The organism is Sphingobacterium faecale, from assembly GCF_016746095.1.
Classification (GTDB): Bacteria; Bacteroidota; Bacteroidia; order Sphingobacteriales; family Sphingobacteriaceae; genus Sphingobacterium; species Sphingobacterium faecale.
Genome location: NZ_JAERTY010000013.1, coordinates 36,483 through 53,501, shown reverse-complemented (window position 1 = coordinate 53,501; position 17,019 = coordinate 36,483). Strand labels below are relative to the sequence as shown.

The 17,019-nt window shown below is 40.5% G+C and carries 17 protein-coding genes and 1 tRNA gene; 12 read left to right on the top strand and 6 right to left on the bottom strand.

Annotation, left to right across the window (positions count from 1 at the left end):
• Positions 1-60: 60 nt before the first annotated feature.
• The 3 genes from JKG61_RS20550 to JKG61_RS20540 form a co-directional block, all read right to left on the bottom strand.
• Positions 61-134 (bottom strand) — tRNA-Asn (locus JKG61_RS20550).
• A gap of 116 nt (positions 135-250) precedes the next feature.
• On the bottom strand, positions 251-1,918 hold the full coding sequence (asnB, locus tag JKG61_RS20545; protein ID WP_202104888.1) for an asparagine synthase B: 1,668 nt from the start codon (positions 1,916-1,918) through the stop codon (positions 251-253).
• Between the two features lie 267 nt (positions 1,919-2,185).
• The gene (locus tag JKG61_RS20540; RefSeq protein ID WP_202104887.1) at positions 2,186-2,443 is read right to left on the bottom strand and encodes a hypothetical protein; all 258 of its coding nucleotides are present in this window, start codon (positions 2,441-2,443) and stop codon (positions 2,186-2,188) included.
• 134 nt (positions 2,444-2,577) lie between these two features.
• Here JKG61_RS20540 and JKG61_RS20535 point away from each other — a divergent pair, with 134 nt between their 5' ends.
• On the top strand, positions 2,578-3,114 hold the full coding sequence (locus JKG61_RS20535; RefSeq protein WP_202104886.1) for a hypothetical protein: 537 nt from the start codon (positions 2,578-2,580) through the stop codon (positions 3,112-3,114).
• Here the strand turns inward: JKG61_RS20535 and tamL are convergent.
• Entirely contained in the window at positions 3,111-5,474 is a 2,364-nt protein-coding gene (tamL, locus tag JKG61_RS20530) for a translocation and assembly module lipoprotein TamL (protein ID WP_202104885.1), read from the bottom strand. The genes JKG61_RS20535 and tamL overlap by 4 nt on opposite strands.
• 7 nt (positions 5,475-5,481) lie before the next feature.
• Here tamL and JKG61_RS20525 point away from each other — a divergent pair, with 7 nt between their 5' ends.
• From JKG61_RS20525 to JKG61_RS20495, 7 genes are all read left to right on the top strand, one after another.
• Positions 5,482-6,234: a TrmH family RNA methyltransferase gene (locus JKG61_RS20525; RefSeq protein WP_202104884.1), complete on the top strand. Its 753-nt coding sequence runs from the start codon at positions 5,482-5,484 to the stop codon at positions 6,232-6,234.
• 13 nt (positions 6,235-6,247) lie between these two features.
• Positions 6,248-7,414, top strand: coding sequence for an MFS transporter (locus JKG61_RS20520; RefSeq protein ID WP_202104883.1), 1,167 nt, complete (start codon positions 6,248-6,250; stop codon positions 7,412-7,414).
• Between the two features lie 26 nt (positions 7,415-7,440).
• Positions 7,441-8,709: an AI-2E family transporter gene (locus JKG61_RS20515; protein ID WP_202104882.1), complete on the top strand. Its 1,269-nt coding sequence runs from the start codon at positions 7,441-7,443 to the stop codon at positions 8,707-8,709.
• Positions 8,710-8,712: 3 nt separating this feature from the next.
• On the top strand, positions 8,713-9,369 hold the full coding sequence (locus tag JKG61_RS20510) for a TatD family hydrolase (protein ID WP_202104881.1): 657 nt from the start codon (positions 8,713-8,715) through the stop codon (positions 9,367-9,369).
• Between the two features lie 27 nt (positions 9,370-9,396).
• The gene (locus JKG61_RS20505; protein WP_202104880.1) at positions 9,397-10,125 is read left to right on the top strand and encodes a tRNA threonylcarbamoyladenosine dehydratase; all 729 of its coding nucleotides are present in this window, start codon (positions 9,397-9,399) and stop codon (positions 10,123-10,125) included.
• 147 nt (positions 10,126-10,272) lie between these two features.
• Entirely contained in the window at positions 10,273-10,560 is a 288-nt protein-coding gene (locus JKG61_RS20500; protein ID WP_202104879.1) for a DUF4342 domain-containing protein, read from the top strand.
• A 23-nt stretch (positions 10,561-10,583) separates the two neighbouring features.
• Entirely contained in the window at positions 10,584-10,769 is a 186-nt protein-coding gene (locus JKG61_RS20495) for a YqaE/Pmp3 family membrane protein (protein WP_202104878.1), read from the top strand.
• 67 nt (positions 10,770-10,836) lie between these two features.
• On the opposite strand, the gene glmM is transcribed toward JKG61_RS20495, so the two are convergent.
• The gene (gene glmM / locus JKG61_RS20490; protein ID WP_202104877.1) at positions 10,837-12,219 is read right to left on the bottom strand and encodes a phosphoglucosamine mutase; all 1,383 of its coding nucleotides are present in this window, start codon (positions 12,217-12,219) and stop codon (positions 10,837-10,839) included.
• Positions 12,220-12,408: 189 nt separating this feature from the next.
• On the opposite strand from glmM, the gene JKG61_RS20485 reads away from it, so the two are divergent.
• Together JKG61_RS20485 and JKG61_RS20480 are read left to right on the top strand one after the other, a co-directional pair.
• Positions 12,409-12,996 (top strand): phosphatase PAP2 family protein, encoded by a 588-nt coding sequence (locus JKG61_RS20485; RefSeq protein ID WP_202104876.1) that lies wholly within the window; start codon positions 12,409-12,411, stop codon positions 12,994-12,996.
• A gap of 6 nt (positions 12,997-13,002) precedes the next feature.
• A complete protein-coding gene (locus JKG61_RS20480; RefSeq protein WP_202104875.1) occupies positions 13,003-13,863 on the top strand; it encodes a ZIP family metal transporter in 861 nt (286 codons plus the stop codon).
• 9 nt (positions 13,864-13,872) lie between these two features.
• On the opposite strand, the gene JKG61_RS20475 is transcribed toward JKG61_RS20480, so the two are convergent.
• Positions 13,873-14,328, bottom strand: a complete 456-nt coding sequence (locus tag JKG61_RS20475) for a MarR family winged helix-turn-helix transcriptional regulator (RefSeq protein WP_202104874.1) — start codon at positions 14,326-14,328, stop codon at positions 13,873-13,875.
• A 119-nt stretch (positions 14,329-14,447) separates the two neighbouring features.
• Here JKG61_RS20475 and JKG61_RS20470 point away from each other — a divergent pair, with 119 nt between their 5' ends.
• A complete protein-coding gene (locus JKG61_RS20470; protein ID WP_202104873.1) occupies positions 14,448-14,687 on the top strand; it encodes a FeoA family protein in 240 nt (79 codons plus the stop codon).
• Positions 14,687-16,789 carry a ferrous iron transport protein B gene (feoB, locus tag JKG61_RS20465; protein ID WP_202104872.1) on the top strand — a complete coding sequence of 701 codons (2,103 nt, stop codon included), beginning with the start codon at positions 14,687-14,689 and terminating at the stop codon, positions 16,787-16,789. The genes JKG61_RS20470 and feoB overlap by 1 nt, the downstream gene beginning before the upstream one ends.
• Positions 16,790-17,019 lie beyond the last annotated feature (230 nt).

The window sequence follows — 17,019 nt, the reverse complement described above, 5'->3', positions numbered from 1 at the left end:
GAAGAATATATGTATATGTAAAACAAAAAAACCGACTAAATATAGTCGGTTTCATTTCTGCTCCTGAAGCTGGGCTCGAACCAGCGACCCTCTGATTAACAGTCAGATGCTCTAACCAACTGAGCTATTCAGGAATCATATTAGAAGTACTTCCTTCTAAAGTGTTACAAAGATACTGTTTGAAACGCAACAATCCAAAATATTTTTACACAAAAATCCACTCCCTGATCAAACAGAATAGAAACACAAACTAACCAACTCGTTTTAAAGCAGTTTGTCTATCAACCTCTGCATAGCTGTCATTATGTACATGAGCAACAGCTCTACCTGACGGATCATTCATCTGCTGAAACGACGCATCCCAAAGCAAAGCCTCTGGTGTACTACACGCTATAGATTTGACTGATGGTACAGTTGACGCTGCTGCATCTGATGGAAAATGCGATTCGAAAATCCTTCGATAATGATACTCTTCTTTGTTCTTCGGTGTATTAATGGGATATCGATCCGATGCCGTCGCAAATTCAGCATCTGTCACCAATTGTTCGGCCTGAGCTTTTAGTGTATCGATCCAACTGTACCCCACACCATCAGAGAATTGTTCTTTCTGACGCCACACAATAGATTCCGGAAGATAATCTTCAAATGCTTTCCTCAAAATCCATTTTTCCATCCGACCTTGCCCAATCATCTTGTCATCGGGCTGAATAGTCATAGCCACATCCATAAAGTCTTTATCTAAAAAAGGGACTCTTCCCTCTACTCCCCACGCAGCAAGCGATTTATTGGCACGGAGACAATCATACAAATATAGTTTCTTCAGCTTCCGTATGGTTTCTTCGTGAAACTCTTTTGCATTTGGAGCTTTGTGAAAGTAAAGGTATCCCCCGAAAAGCTCGTCAGACCCCTCGCCCGAAAACACCATTTTAATACCCAACGATTTGATTACGCGGGACAATAGATACATGGGGGTGGACGCACGTACTGTCGTCACGTCGTAAGTCTCCAAATGATAGATAACATCGTTGATAGCATCCAATCCTTCCTGAATAGTAAAATTGACCTCGTGATGAATAGTGCCAATATGATCCGCGGCATGACGTGCAGCCAGTAGATCTGGAGCCCCTTTCAACCCTACGGCAAAGGAATGTAGTGCGGTGTCGGTATATTTTTTGGTGATAGCTGCAATCACAGAAGAATCGAGTCCACCGGACAGAAGCACACCATAGGGAACATCAGACATAAGCTGATGAGAGACCGATAATTCTAACGCTTCACGCAGTTTGTTTATATCTGTTGTCGCAGCAGGCACCCTATCAAAGGACTCCCAATCACGGTGATACCAACGCTGAGGTGCAGTCTCTCCGGATGAGCTATGCAACTGGCAGCCTGGAGGGAACTGAGCAATCGTCGAACAAAATCCTTCGAGAGATTTTAACTCAGATGCCACAAAAAGCTGGCCCAAGGTATCCCTACCGTAATATAGGGGCACAATCCCCATGTGATCACGGGCAATGAAATAAGAACCGTCACGCCTATCGTACAACGCAAAACTGAAGATACCATTCAACTGTTCGACAAAAGCGATTCCTTTTTTAAGATATAACGCTAGGATCACCTCTGAATCCGAAGCTGTGCGAAAAAAATATTCCGGTAAAGATTTCCGTAACTCCCGGTGATTGTAAATCTCACCATTGACCACTAACACGACTTTACCGTCGTCACTATACAATGGCTGACTTCCAGACTTCGGGTCAACGATAGCGAGACGCTCATGTGCCAAAACAGCCCCCTCACTACTATATATACCAGACCAATCAGGCCCACGATGACGGATACGCCTTGCCATTTCTAAAACCCTAGAGCGAACGGCAATATCCGATTCTACTAGATCAAATGCTCCTATTATTCCACACATATTATCTCTATTTAATTATTCAACAATGAGACAAAGATATAACATGGATTTATAAAATCATAACTAAATTATGTTTTTATTATCATTTCATTAAAATACAAACAAAAATAAAACCAAAAACATAACAAAAAACACATTACAATGAAAAATAAGTAAAACAAGTAAAGTAAAAAGAAACAGATAATAGATAGCGCAGCACATAAAAAAAGGGCAATATCTTTACGATACTGCCCTCTCTTATTATAGGATATTATTTTTTTGTACAGACTATTTTTTGCTACCGAAGCCTAAAATCGCGAATACAATCTTGAACGCGATAAAAGAAGCTATAAGGATGGCAACATTGGCGATTAAAGAAAATAAGAATGCATACTGATCTAATGCAGACACAACATCAGGTACAAATCTCACAAAAACGCCAAACAAACCAATAATAATGGCAACGGTCAAGGTAACGTAATAATGTGTCTGATTGGCATTGTTATCTGTTTTTCTAGGCTGTCTCTGTGCTGCTGTATTTTCCATAATATTGTATACTATTTTTTCGTTGACCAAAGGTACAAAGTATATCTACATTTTAAAAATATTTTAACGATTTAAAACGAAAGACACAATTCATTAGTCGAATTATTTAGTAATATTGTACAGAAGTTACTGACATGAGAATATTAGTCATTTTATTCACCCTTTTATACTGTTCGATCTACAGCCAAGGTCAGAACAAACCACAATATATAGACAATTTTATAGTTAAAGAAAACCTAACTGCAAACGGAAAGGTAGCTATCATTGCTGTAGACTCGAGCGAGATTGCCAATGAAGCCATCAATGGTACATTCAAATTTAGTATCAACGGATTTGAACAGACTCTTTCGTTCCATCAAGGAGTGGGAGTACCGTCTCACGCCATAGATGGATCTACATTTGCCTATTTCAAGCATAAGAATCAAAATCGGAGCACAGGAAAGTTGTATTTTCTCTATAAAAAGGAAAATAAAATAACTCCTGTAAAGATCAACGGTCTTTTGCTATTAATCATACCAGCAGTACTTCTTTTACTCGCTTACGCTCTGAAACGTTTCCTCACGACCTTTATCGTCCTAGCAGTCATATACGCTTATTTTTCTTTCAGCAAAGGACTCTCCATCAGTCAAATTCTAGAAAGTGCAGTTGAAGTATTAAAGAGTTTCTTTTAAAACGGTAGACCTACTCCAAAATTGTACTGAAAAAAACCATACCGGTCAGGACTATTAGTTTTCCGATATTGACCTTTAAAATCCTTAGGGTTAAACAAATGCTTAATCACCCACTGATCACTACCTCTGAACTGTGGATCCTTGACCTTTAGCCCCGCATCAAGACGCATCGTAAAATAATCCATGTCGAAGCGCAATCCAAAACCGGTCCCTATAGCGAGATGAGAAAGGAATTGATCCAGCTTAAACTCACCTCCTTGATTCAGAGCGTTAGGACGTAGACGCCATATATTACCCATGTCTACAAAAGTAGCTCCATTCATTTTTGCTCCTAAAAAACTATCTAAAATACGGAAGCGATACTCCAAATTAGATTCCAGCTTCAGTTCGCCCAACTGATCGAGATTACGCAAATTAAGCCGCAACTGTTCGGTTTTAGCAGCATCAGACGCTTTAATACTACTTCGATTGTAAGCTCCGGGACCTAAAGTTCTGGCCTGCCAAGCACGTATACCATTCATCCCTCCAGCAAACAGACTCTTTTCAAAAATGAGTAATTCGGAGTTGTTGCCATACGGTACGATAGCTCCTGCATTAAACCGAAAGACAAACTGTCGATTGCCTCCGAGGTAACGATACAATCTATAATCGACCTCGGCCTTAGCATACTGAAGGTAGGCTACACCAAACAAGGTATTCATACCGGCCGCATTTTGACTGAAATGAAAAAGCGAATTTAATGCCCCCAATGTATTACCACTCAAATCCACAACACCACGTACAAAAGAAAAATCTTCTAATTTCTGAAGCTGGGGTGCATTCCATGTAATAGCGTACTGCGCACCTAGTCCGAAATACTGCCGGTCATTGGACTCGACATACAACTGATAGCCCTCCTCTATCAGCTGAGCTTTAAAATCAGGATTAAATCTACCCGCCCTATATTCCAGCACCAATGGGGTAAAACTATGTTGCAGGTTGCGCGATTTCCACCAGGAGTAATTTAAGGTATTGATAAAATAGCGATTCGAATATGTACCATCTTGATCAAACAGTTGGAGACTGGAGGAGAATGTTGTACGGGGCAATCCAAAACGCCCAGAACTACGGGTACCAAAAGGCAAAAGTAAACGTGGAACAACAAGATTAATACCGACCTGAAAATCATTATTGAAGATTTTCTGAGTGATATCTCCAGGCAACCTGGGATCAAACAGCACACCATAACGTAGCTTTACTTCCAACAACTCGGAGCCACCAAAGACGTTCCGGTGGGAAAAAGTATTCCCAATATTGAATCCACTCATCCCAGAGCTAAATGTATATTCTCCTTCTACCTGATTGGCCATTAACGACCTAGGAACAAGCTCATAAGAAACATCAAGCAAATTGCTATCCGCCTTTTCGTAATGTATCTTTACATTTCTGAATCCATTCATTTCATACAGCCGGTCATAAGAAAGAGTTTCATTCTCAAAGCTATAAAGCTGTCCTGGGCGAATGTACATATAGCGGGCAATAGGTTTGAGACGGTACCGGAAGGTCTGATCCGCAAAGACAATACCTGTCAACGGATCTTTTTCTTGTGCAACATCGACATTCTTACTGTTAACAGCGAGTATACGCAATGATACCTGCCCTATCTTATAACGCTTATGGAACGAAGAGTCTGGATTAGCCACCTTGATAAACAAATCGGCCTTATCCTTCCTCATTGTAGTATCGACACCGACACGCATATATTGACGGAGAAAATCAAAATATCCTGCATTTTTGATGCTAAAGAACAGTTTTTCACGTTCTTCGACCAACTTTGCTGCATCATACTGCATACCTTCTTTTAGCCCACTGAAGGGGGCTACTTTTTCCTTATATATATCTAAAAAGGCGGATTCGTCAAAATCATACTTTATCTTTTGAACAAAGAAGGGGTCTCCCAATTCTGCTACGAAATCTATTTTTGCTTTCTTTTTGTTAAGCTGCAACTGAGGCCTTACGTTCGCTGTAAAGTAGCCTTTGGTATTAAGAAATCGTTGGATCTGATCCCCAGAAAGCTCGACTAATGAAGAATCCAACAAGTGAGGAGACTCTCCTACTTGTCTTATTTTTTGCGTTTTGTATCTTCCCTTTTGGGTATTGAAGAGATTGTATATGGTCAGGTTAAGAATCGAATTGGGCCTGATTTCATTCGACACATAAGCATAAGCAGACTCTTTCAGCTCTTTGGGCACACCGGTCATGTCGACCTCGGTAACCAGTGCTTGATTGTCGTCCAAATATTTTGCTGAACGGCAAGAGGCAAATTTTAGGAGTAAAAGTGTTATACTTGCAAAAAATAAAAGTCTTCTTTTTATAGTCATTGATCCAATGTTGTCAAAAGCGCAAATCAGTCTGATAACTTCTCTCCAACACAAAAAGTTTCGCACCAAACATGGTCTCTTTATTGTTGAGGGAATCAAATCCGTAACGGAGTTTGTCCATTCATCCTACAAGGTACAAAAAATATTCGCTACCGATCAGGCTTGCGCAAAGTTGCCTAAAATACCGCAAAGTATAAAACCTATCAAGATTCCAGAAAGTGATTTCAATAAGGTATCCACACTAAAGACGCCTCAAGGCGCTCTTGCATTGGTAGAAATACCAGAACCGCAACAAATAAATCTAAAAAACTTTAAGAATAGACATACTTTGGTTTTGGATGATATTCAGGATCCTGGAAACCTCGGAACGATTATCCGCACGGCAGAATGGTTTGGGATACAACAAATCGTCTGTTCGAATGGAACCGTTGATGCCTATAACACAAAAGTAGTGCAGGCCACAATGGGCTCGTTGTCACGTGTGCAGCTCTACTATACGGATATTAGGGATCTTATTCTGCAAGAGGAAATACCAACTTTTGGAGCCCTGCTGCATGGACAGTCGATATACGAAGTTGATTTTGGAAAAGAAGGATTGATCATCATGGGAAACGAAGGGAACGGAATAAGCTCTGAGCTCATCCCTGCATTAAAGACGGCAGTGACTATCCCAAGGATAGGTAGAGCAGAATCACTGAATGTTGCGGTAGCAACAACAATATTCTGCTCCGAACTGGCTCGTCAACATCTTAAAAAGTAAAGTGTAAAAAACGATGCACGATAGCGCAAAATCTATATACACACTCCAGTTTGCCTTACTCTGTTTAAGCTCTCTCCTTTTTTCAGCGAGCTTCAACATGATCATCCCCGAACTTCCTAATTATTTATCTTCCTTAGGAGGAGCTGATCACAAAGGGTTGATCATCGCTCTTTTTACACTTACAGCGGGAATATCCCGTCCCTTTAGCGGCAGACTGACCGACCAATGGGGACGCGTACCGGTAATGGCCATCGGATCTATAGTATGTGTATTATGTGGCTTTCTATATCCCATCCTGACGACTTTATCTGGTTTTTTCATGTTAAGGCTTGTACACGGATTTTCGACAGGCTTCAAACCTACAGCAACTTCCGCCTACGTCGCAGATATTATACCACAAGAACGTTGGGGAGAAGCATTGGGTATGCACGGATTATGTTTTAGTATAGGTGGAGCAATAGGGCCCGCCATAGGCAGTTTCATCGCGCAGAATTTTGATCTCAACACCATGTTTTTTTCATCTTCGCTATTTGCTTTTCTCTCCATTATCATCGTCCTGAACATGAAAGAGACTTTACAGCCGAGACGTAAATTTCATGGAAAAATGCTACGCATATCCCGATCGGATATCCTTGAAAAACGGGCTATACCAGCAGGTATCGTGACACTTCTATCCTACTCGGCCTATGGAGTGATCCTCACACTGATACCGGACTGGAGTGAGCACCTAGGAATAGCAAACAAGGGACTGTTCTTTACAGCCTATACCCTAGCCTCTATAGGAATACGATTCGTATCAGGCAAGGTATCGGATCGTTTTGGAAGAATCAAAGTAATGCTAGTCGGTCTATTTGTAATTGTGATCTCCTTGGTAATACTAGGGAAAGGTGACACTATCTCTGGCCTTATCTTAGGAGCCTGCATATACGGTATCGGAACGGGAATCTTATCGCCTGCACTTAATGCTTGGACTATAGACCTATCTCTGCCTCAATACAGAGGTAAAGCAATGGCGACGATGTATATCGCCCTAGAGATGGGAATAGGTGGAGGAGCACTCTTGGCTGGATATATCTATCAGGACTTTATATCCCGCATACCTTATATTATGTATGGCAATGCTGTTGTTATTTTTACCGCTTTTTTTTATGTCTTATATTGGGAAAAGACAAAAACATAAATATATAACCGCTTGTTATAGCAAATATGGAAAGCCCCACTAAAAGCCCGTACGCACTTAACCTAGCAGCTAGTTTATTTGCACTCGTACTGATACTTGCATTACTTTACGTCGCACAAGACGTGTTGTTACCTATCCTGTTTGCAACACTCATTTCGATTTCATTATTCCCATTGGCGCGGTTGTTCGAGCGACTACGCCTTGGAAAAGCACTCTCTGCTTTGCTGGCAGTTATTGTGGCTATAACTGTGATATCTGCTATACTTTGGTTCATTGTACATCAGAGTATCATTATTGGGAAGGATGCCTCCGCTATTACCGACAAGGTGCTTTCTGTCTTGGATAATGGTCAGAACTGGCTTAAGGACCGATTTGGCATTGAAAAGAATCAAGTACTTGACAAACTTAAAGAGCAGGGCAACAAAACCCTAGAAAACGCCGGTGGAGTCATAACGGCTACATTTGGTTCGATTGGCAACATGTTAGCTAGTGCGATACTAGTTCCTTTGTACAGCTTTTTTATGCTTTATTACCGTGATTTCTTCCGTGAGTTTTTCTTCAAGGCCTTCAAATCAACTCCACAAGCCAAAGTCGATGAGGTACTGAACAAGATCTATACGGTCGTACAGAGCTACCTTGTAGGACTCATTACCGTTATGGGGATTGTCGCTGTACTGAACACGGTCGGACTCATGCTGATGGATATTGAATACGCCTGGTTTTTTGGCACATTGGCCTCACTCCTTATGCTACTACCCTACATAGGGATAGCCATCGGATCTATACTGCCAGCACTTTTTGCCCTAGCGACCAAAGACACAGCTTGGTACGCATTAGGTGTCGTAGCTTGGTTTCAGGTAGTACAATTTTTAGAAGGGAATATCATCACCCCGAATATTGTAGGCAGCAAAGTCAGCATCAATCCATTAATGGCTATCATTGGTATACTCTTGGGAGGCATGTTATTCGGTCTTGCTGGATTGATATTAGCACTGCCTTTTATTGCTACACTTAAAGTCGTTTTTGATGCGATCCCTAGCATGGAGGCTTTCGGTTTTTTAATAGGCGAACCAGAGAAACAACACCTCAAACAGAACTCTACCCAAGAGCTACTCATAAAATGGGGAATCGTACGTACGCCAAAAATAAAAGAGACAATCAAAGTAGATGTACATATCGATAGCACAGAATCGAAACCGACGACAAAGGTAAAATACAAAGAAATCCACGAAAGCGAAGACATGCCTTACATAGAAAGCACAGACAAAGAAAACAGAAGGAATACAGAAGACTAACACATGGACCTACCCTTTTTGGATATACATAGCCATCATCAGACGACAAATCCCAACGTCTTACGTATACAGAACTGGATGGTAGGAGTCGACGATCTCCGGGCGGGAATGTTATGCAGTGTAGGGATACACCCTTGGCATATAGCTCCAGTTCCTTCCTTGCAGTACGACGTCATGGAGTCTATGATCTCTAACAATCGGGTAATTGGAATTGGTGAATGTGGTCTTGACAAACACTGTAAGACAAATTGGAACCTACAACTCGAAGTATTTAGATACCAAATTCAACTGGCTAACGAAAATCATAAGCCCCTGATCATACATAGTGTACGTGCCTACCAAGAAATTATACATGAACTTAAAGCACAGAAAGCCCAAACTCCAATTGTATTTCACGGGTTCGACAAAAACATAACACTTGCAGAACAACTCTTAGACAAAGGATATTATTTAAGTTTAGGGGCTGCCATTATACATGGTAATAAGGACAGGCTGATACAACATATCCCTTTAGATCGATTATTCCTAGAAACGGATGATAAAACGACTAATATAGTAGATATTTTTTCTTACTTTTGTGCCGCTCGAAAAATCGGTATGAACAGACTAAAAGCGCAATTGATCGAGAACTTAGAGCATGTGTTCGGCTATACTATCTAGCCAACGCGCACAACTATTGGAATATGTATGGAAGATTTATCTTGGTTAGCTAGAACAGAGGCATTAATAGGCCGTGAGGCTGTTGAAAAACTAGCAGTATCACATGTACTGGTATTAGGCCTTGGGGGCGTAGGCTCCTATGCCGCAGAATTCATCTGTCGTGGAGGAGTCGGAAAGATGACGATTATTGATGGGGACACTATCGATCCGACCAACAGAAATAGACAACTCCCAGCTCTATCTACTAACCACGGTATATCGAAAGCACAGATTATGAAACAGCGTCTGTTGGACATTAATCCAGAACTTGACCTAACAGTATATGAGGAATTTATCATACCCGAACGACTTCCTTCCTTATTGGAGTCTGCTCCTGATTATATTGTTGAAGCCATTGATAGTATAACACCCAAACTTTTCCTGATCCGCATGGCTTATGCTGCAAAAATCCCCTTTGTGAGCTCTATGGGAGCTGGAGGTAAAATGGACCCGACGAAAATAAAAATAGCAGACATCAGCCAATCATACAACTGTAAACTCGCACAACACATCCGTAAAAAACTACGTAAACACGATATCCGACAAGGGGTAAAAGTAGCATTTTCGACCGAACTACCGGACAAAGCATCATTACTCTATACGGACGGCAGTAATTTCAAGAAATCAGCTTATGGTACCATGTCTTATTTACCGGCCGCTTTCGGAGGAGCTATTGCTTCGGTAGCACTACGTGAACTTATCGGACGGGAAGCATAATCTTCTTTATAATTCCATATACCGACAAAAAGACAATTCTTACCGAAAATCTGACTTGGCTCACCTACTTGTTCTAGAATATCTCTGCAATAGTTGATTATCTTTGTTTTAAACAAACAAGGAACATAAACTATAAAAATAAAAATCATGGCATTCAAAGAAACTTATAACATCTCCGGTGAAAATCTTTTAAAGAAGATCAAAGAACTATTCAACGAGACAAACGTGACTAAGATTACGATTGCTGATAAAAATGAGAAAGAAATCATTAGCTTCCCAGTATCTATCGGAATCGTAGGCCTAGTACTAGCTCCGGTCTTTGCTGCTGCAGGTGCATTAGCAGCAATTGTTACCGAGTGCAAAATAATTGTAGAACGAAAAGATAGCGAGCCTACAGAAGGGGAAAAAGAACAGGAAGCTCCTCCTACCGTTTAGCTATACTTCAATAGGAAAATATAATGATTTTAATAGCTGTGTTATTCCCTTGGCTTTCCTTTTTCCTTCGCGGAAAGATATTGTCTGGGATCTTATGCTTAATTCTACAAATCACCCTGATCGGATGGCTACCTGCTGCCATATGGGCTGTCGCCTCCCGTCTAGATGCAAAAAACAAGCAACGGATTGAAAAGCTTAATCAAAGATAAAATTAGAGCGCTTCCGGCTTTCGGAAACGCTCTGACTTTATTATAAAAATTATTTATCAGTCGGATACTAAGCTATAATAGCGTTGATCTCGTTGATAATCTTTTGAGCAATAGCTTCTGCTGCCTCAGGACTAGGTCCTTCTGAGTAGATGCGGATGATAGGCTCTGTGTTTGATTTTCGCAGGTGCACCCACTCATTCTCGAAATCAATCTTCAACCCATCAATAGTGGTATGATTCTCGTGTTCATATTTTTCCTGCATTTTGGCCAGTAAGCCATCGATATCCATTTCCGGAGTAAGGGTTATTTTATTTTTCGACATAAAGTACTGTGGTAGCTCGGCACGATAGTCAGAAACTTTTCTGCCGAGCTTGGCCAAATGGGACAAGAAGATAGCCACACCGACCAATGCATCGCGTCCATAATGCGAAGCCGGATAGATCACCCCTCCATTTCCTTCACCCCCGATCACGGCATCTACTTCTTTCATTTTGGTGACGACATTGACTTCACCTACAGCAGCAGCAAAATATTCTCCTCCATGCCGGATAGTCACATCTCGCAATGCACGGGTCGAAGATAAATTGGAAACAGTATTTCCTTTTCGACATCCCAGAATATAATCTGCCACGGCGACAAGTGTGTACTCTTCGCCAAAAAGCTCGCCATCTTCCATCATAAAAACCAAACGATCCACATCAGGATCAACAGCAATACCTAAGTCAGCCTTATTCTCTAAAACTGCAGCCGAAAGATCGGTCAAATGTTCTTTTAGGGGCTCTGGATTGTGTGGAAACTTACCATTGGGTTCACAATGTATCTTATAGACAGTATCTACCCCCAGTGCCTCCAATAAAGCAGGAATAAATATACCTCCCGTACTATTGACAGCGTCCACAGCAATTTTAAAACGTGCCGCTCTAATAGCCTCGACATCGACATAAGCCAAGGCTAACACGGCATCGATATGCTTTTGAAGATAAGAACTATTTACTGTAACTTTTCCCAGATCTTGTACTTCGGCAAAATCAAAGTCTAAACTTTCGCCTAGTTCTAATACATTTTTACCTTCTTTATCAGAAATAAACTCTCCCTTCGCATTCAATAATTTTAATGCATTCCATTGCCCTGGGTTGTGAGAGGCCGTCAATATAATCCCTCCTGCTGCGTTTTCTAAAGGAACTGCAATCTCGACGGTAGGTGTAGTAGATAGTCCTAAATCAACAACCTCGGCACCTATACCCTGCAATGTACCAACCACCAAATTATTCACCATTTCTCCGGATTCGCGTGCATCTCTACCGACAACAATCTTCTTGTTACCTGTCTGCTGCATAAGAATTTTACCAAAGGCGGCTGTGAATTTGACAATATCAATCGGTGTCAACCCCTCTCCGGCACGTCCGCCTATAGTACCGCGGATACCCGAAATAGATTTTATTAAAGTCATATACTTGATTAATGAATAGTGAACTGTAAAAATAAGTTATTCCGAAATAAATACAACTATATTGATAGGATATAAAATTAAAAACCTATATTTGTTGCAACTTTGTGTATTTTGATAAACTAACAATCAATTTCCGGTTTTAGGGCAATTAGTGTATTTTTAGCTTTTCTTACACAAAAACAAAATCTTATGTGGCAACAAATAATTGATATAGATAAAGAGATATTCCTGCTTATAAACCAAGGCATGAGCAATCCAGTATTTGACTGGTTGTTACCTATTTTGCGTAACCCATTCACTTGGGCACCTCTTTACCTATTTGTTGTTATCTTTTTTATTAAACACTACGGCAAACTAGGAATATTGGTAGTCCTTTGTACATTGATTAATTTTGGTATATCGGATGGTGTATCTTCTCATCTGATCAAGAAAAATGTAAAGCGTATCCGCCCGTGTAACGATATTGAATTCAAACACGATATCAACCTACGGGTAAGATGCGGATCTGGATTTAGCTTTACCAGTTCCCATGCTACAAACCACTTTGCAATGGCATTTTTCTGGATTGTCTTATTCAGAAGAAAATGGAAGCATACGCTATGGCTATGCATACTATGGGCTTCACTTATTTCATTCTCTCAAATTTATGTCGGAGTACACTATCCCTTCGATATACTCTGCGGTGCATTATTGGGAATCTTGATAGGAACCCTCAACGGTAATCTATTTAAACGCTTTGTACCCGCTTTCTTTAAGGAGACAATTCCAACAACATAATACTATATGAGCTTTACATTAATCGTAGCTATCTTATTTTTATCTGCCTTCATTAGTGGTATGGCAGTCTTTTTTGTCAAACGTGACAATACAAACTATCTCAAGCTGATCCTCTCCTTTAGTGGGGCTTACCTGTTTGCTATTACAGTATTACACTTGATTCCCCATGTGTACCACACTAATACGACTAGTCCGGAAGTAATCGGCCTGTATATACTAGGAGGCTTTATATTCCAGTTACTATTGGAGCAGTTTTCACAAGGAATAGAACATGGCCACATTCATCATCACGAAAACTCAGGATTCCCATTAGGTATTATGATTAGTCTGTGTCTGCATGCATTTCTGGAGGGCATGCCGCTGATATCAGGACAACAGACCAAACTTGTGTTTGGTATTGCTATACATCATATCCCAGCAGCATTTGCTTTAGGTAGTTTATTATTGAGCTCAACTGTAAAAAAACAGACCATCATCATTATGTTAGTAATCTTTGCCGCAATGACTCCCTTAGGGTTTATTACGAGCTCTGTATTAAGTGAAGGCGAAATAGGGAATATTTCGCAACATTTCGATAAGATAATGGCTGTTGTAATCGGTATATTCTTACATATCTCTACAACAATATTGTTTGAGTCCGGATCAGCTGACCATCATAAATTCAATAAGAAAAAAATGGCTGCGGTATTCTTAGGCTTAGCGGTATCACTCACCACTTTCCTATTGCCACACGAACACAGTCATGGCGCACAGGGGCATGACCACCACGAGCACGAGCACGGCCATAATCATGAAGGGCATGATCACAATCATGAGGGACATGAACATGACCACAGCAAAGAAGCTGCTCACGATCATAAGCACTAACCCAAAAGATTAATCTTCGCCTCTCAATTTGTCCAACAGATCACTTAGAAGCTTGGCTTCGGGTGCAGAAAGATTCTTTGAAAGCATATTAGATAAATTCATATCGGCCTCTAATTCCTCTAAAAGTTGGAGGCCTTTTTCTGTAATGAGTAGATCTACCGAGCGTTTGTCTGCTTTATTTTTTGTACGCGTAACCAATCCTTTAGTAACAATACGTTCCACCAACCTAGATATATCAGGCGTACTGCTGATCATACGGTCCCGAATGGTAGCATTAGAAGCTGGCTTAGGATATTGACCTCGTAAAATCCGTAAAACGTTAAATTGCTGCAAGGTAATATTCTTCCTACTAGCTCTGTCTTCCAACAGATTACTTAACCAATTATTGGTAAACAAAATATTAATTGTGGCTCTATGCCAATCATCCTGAAATCGATTTGTCTTGATTCGATCTTCAATCCCCATGCTTTTAATAAATCTAAATAAAACAACTATATGACAGAGCCAACACCTCTAAATCTCACTCCTTTTACCTATATTTGGAAGATTTTGAGGCACTGAAATCATTTAAAGTTACAAAAATAATGCAAAATAAAATCTCATTGGATAAACTAAAAAAAGGCGAAAAAGCAATTATCCATTCTTTTGAAAAAGATGACTTGCCTGCCAAATTCTACGAATTAGGCTTTACCCCTGGAACGACCATCCAAATCAAACATAAAGCACCATTACATGGTCCTATCTGTATCAATATTATTCAAGACAACACCTTAGTAGCAATCAGAAGGTCAGAAGCCTCTTTAATTCTGGCAAATAGAATATAATGAAGAATAAGACAATAGCATTATTAGGAAACCCTAACGTAGGAAAGACTTCCCTATTTAACCGAATCACCAAGCTGAACCAAAAGGTGGGAAACTATCCGGGGATCACCGTAGAGAAAAGAGAAGGAACAGCAAAGTCCGGTGATAAAGAATATAAAGTAATAGACTTACCGGGGACCTACACTCTATTCCCCAATTCTCTGGACGAAGAGGTTGTATTCAATACCCTAGCAGGCAAAAACACCAATTCAACACCTGATCTTGTAGTAGTCGTTTCGGAACCGAGCACCATAAACCGAGGCATCGTTCTATACCAGCAGATCCGTGAGTCTGGATTGCCAGCAATATTTGTCCTAAACATGATGGACGAAATAGAAGATAAAGGTATTCAGATCGATTACAGCGCTTTAGAGAGCTACTTAAAAACTAAAGTTTTTAAAACAAATGCACGTACAGGAGAGGGAGTAGATAAGCTTATACGAAATTTTGACACGCAGCCTTCTCCTTACTTCAATAGCCTAGAACTCCCAGTAACCTTTCGAGAACCACTGGATGAAGCAAAGAAAATATTTCCGCTAGAAACGGAATACCGCACTTGGCAATATCTTGCCCAAGAAAACATCAAGGCATTATCAATTGAGGAAAACAATAAGCTATCCGCCATCAGGAATAGCTATGGCATAAACATACAACAGCTACAGAAAGCTGAAGCGATCCTGCGTCAGGACAAAATAAACAATGATCTCAGATCAATATTTCAAAAGAAAGAGAACAAGAAACTTAAGACTACAGAAAAAATAGACAATATACTCATACATCCTGTATACGGCTATATTATCTTTTTTGGTTTACTATTCTTGATATTCCAAGCTATATACACTTGGTCAGGCCCGCTGATGGACAGCGTCGACGAACTCTTTGCTAGCCTAGGAGAATCTACAGCGGCGCTGCTACCGGAGGGGCCATTGGCTGATTTGATGGTCAACGGAGTCATTGCGGGGATAGGTGGTATCGTCATTTTCCTCCCTCAAATTATAATTTTATTCTTATTTATCTCCTTGATGGAGGAAACCGGTTATATGAGTCGTGTCGTATTTTTGATGGACCGCTGGCTCAAACCATTCGGTCTAAATGGAAAATCGGTCATTCCGTTGATGTCAGGAGTTGCCTGCGCCATCCCTGCTGTTATGTCTGCCCGGAATATTGAAAACCCAAAAGAGCGTCTACTTACGATGTTAGTCACGCCATTTATGACCTGTTCGGCACGTCTCCCTATTTATGTGGTCATAATAGGTCTGGTAATCCCTGACATGGAGTTCTTAGGATTTAATGTGCAGGGGATAGTTTTATTTGCAATGTACTTGTTAGGTATATTAGCAGCTCTACTGTCAGCCTTGGTTCTGAACAAGATCATCAAATCCGTTCGTAACTCCTACCTGATATTTGAACTGCCGACGTACAAAACGCCGGATTGGAAAAATGTACTGAACACTGTATGGGAAAAATCTTCTAGTTTCTTATTCGGAGCAGGTAAAATCATCTTAGCTATATCAATCGTACTTTGGGTATTGGGCAATTTTGGCCCGAACGATAAATTTTCAGACCCTGAGAAATATATTGCACAGGAAAACCCTAACTTTTCGGAAGAACAGATTGCCGATGAGATAACGGCTTATAAAACAGAATACTCTTACCTGGGGTATTTAGGAAGAGGTATTGAGCCGGCCATCAGACCATTGGGTTATGATTGGAAAATAGGAATCGGTCTTCTCGCTTCTTTTGCTGCGCGGGAAGTATTTGTTGGTACTGTAGCTGTCGTATACTCCCTTGGCTCTGACTTAGACATTGAAGATAACGAGCAGAAGCAGACGCTGTTTACACGGATGAAATCTGAAATCAACAGAAATACAGGAAAGCCGACATATAATTTTGCTTCGGGGATCTCACTCTTATTATTTTATGCATTCGCTATGCAATGTATGGCAACAATTGGCGTTGTTAAAAGAGAGACGGGATCATGGAAGTGGACATTAATCCAAGCTGGTTTTATGACAGGTGTTGCCTATATTGCCGCTTTGATTGCGTACCAACTTTTAAAATAATTATCAAAAAGATGCTATACATTCAATACGCTATTATCACAATTGTATTCGTTTTTGCAATTGTATTTATGGTTAGAAAGTTTTTACCTTCCAAAACAAAAAGCGGTGGCTGTGGCAAAGGTTGTGGCTGTAGTTTTAGTGCGGACACAAAGATTAATGATAAATAGTTTATTTACCATTATTACCAAGCAATAGTGGGCATACTGTACTATTGCTTGGTAATTGAAATG

Bases quoted from the DNA above. Each gene is read 5' to 3' on its own strand.
- JKG61_RS20505 (WP_202104880.1), top strand. From the start codon at position 9,397: ATGGAAGATTTATCTTGGTTAGCTAGAACAGAGGCATTAATAGGCCGT.
- feoB (WP_202104872.1), top strand. From the start codon at position 14,687: ATGAAGAATAAGACAATAGCATTATTAGGAAACCCTAACGTAGGAAAG.
- JKG61_RS20495 (WP_202104878.1), top strand. From the start codon at position 10,584: ATGATTTTAATAGCTGTGTTATTCCCTTGGCTTTCCTTTTTCCTTCGC.
- JKG61_RS20525 (WP_202104884.1), top strand. From the start codon at position 5,482: ATGTTGTCAAAAGCGCAAATCAGTCTGATAACTTCTCTCCAACACAAA.
- JKG61_RS20520 (WP_202104883.1), top strand. From the start codon at position 6,248: ATGCACGATAGCGCAAAATCTATATACACACTCCAGTTTGCCTTACTC.
- JKG61_RS20535 (WP_202104886.1), top strand. From the start codon at position 2,578: ATGAGAATATTAGTCATTTTATTCACCCTTTTATACTGTTCGATCTAC.
- tamL (WP_202104885.1), bottom strand. From the start codon at position 5,474: ATGACTATAAAAAGAAGACTTTTATTTTTTGCAAGTATAACACTTTTA.
- JKG61_RS20540 (WP_202104887.1), bottom strand. From the start codon at position 2,443: ATGGAAAATACAGCAGCACAGAGACAGCCTAGAAAAACAGATAACAAT.
- asnB (WP_202104888.1), bottom strand. From the start codon at position 1,918: ATGTGTGGAATAATAGGAGCATTTGATCTAGTAGAATCGGATATTGCC.
- glmM (WP_202104877.1), bottom strand. From the start codon at position 12,219: ATGACTTTAATAAAATCTATTTCGGGTATCCGCGGTACTATAGGCGGA.
- JKG61_RS20475 (WP_202104874.1), bottom strand. From the start codon at position 14,328: ATGGGGATTGAAGATCGAATCAAGACAAATCGATTTCAGGATGATTGG.
- JKG61_RS20470 (WP_202104873.1), top strand. From the start codon at position 14,448: ATGCAAAATAAAATCTCATTGGATAAACTAAAAAAAGGCGAAAAAGCA.
- JKG61_RS20500 (WP_202104879.1), top strand. From the start codon at position 10,273: ATGGCATTCAAAGAAACTTATAACATCTCCGGTGAAAATCTTTTAAAG.
- JKG61_RS20485 (WP_202104876.1), top strand. From the start codon at position 12,409: ATGTGGCAACAAATAATTGATATAGATAAAGAGATATTCCTGCTTATA.
- JKG61_RS20480 (WP_202104875.1), top strand. From the start codon at position 13,003: ATGAGCTTTACATTAATCGTAGCTATCTTATTTTTATCTGCCTTCATT.
- JKG61_RS20515 (WP_202104882.1), top strand. From the start codon at position 7,441: ATGGAAAGCCCCACTAAAAGCCCGTACGCACTTAACCTAGCAGCTAGT.
- JKG61_RS20510 (WP_202104881.1), top strand. From the start codon at position 8,713: ATGGACCTACCCTTTTTGGATATACATAGCCATCATCAGACGACAAAT.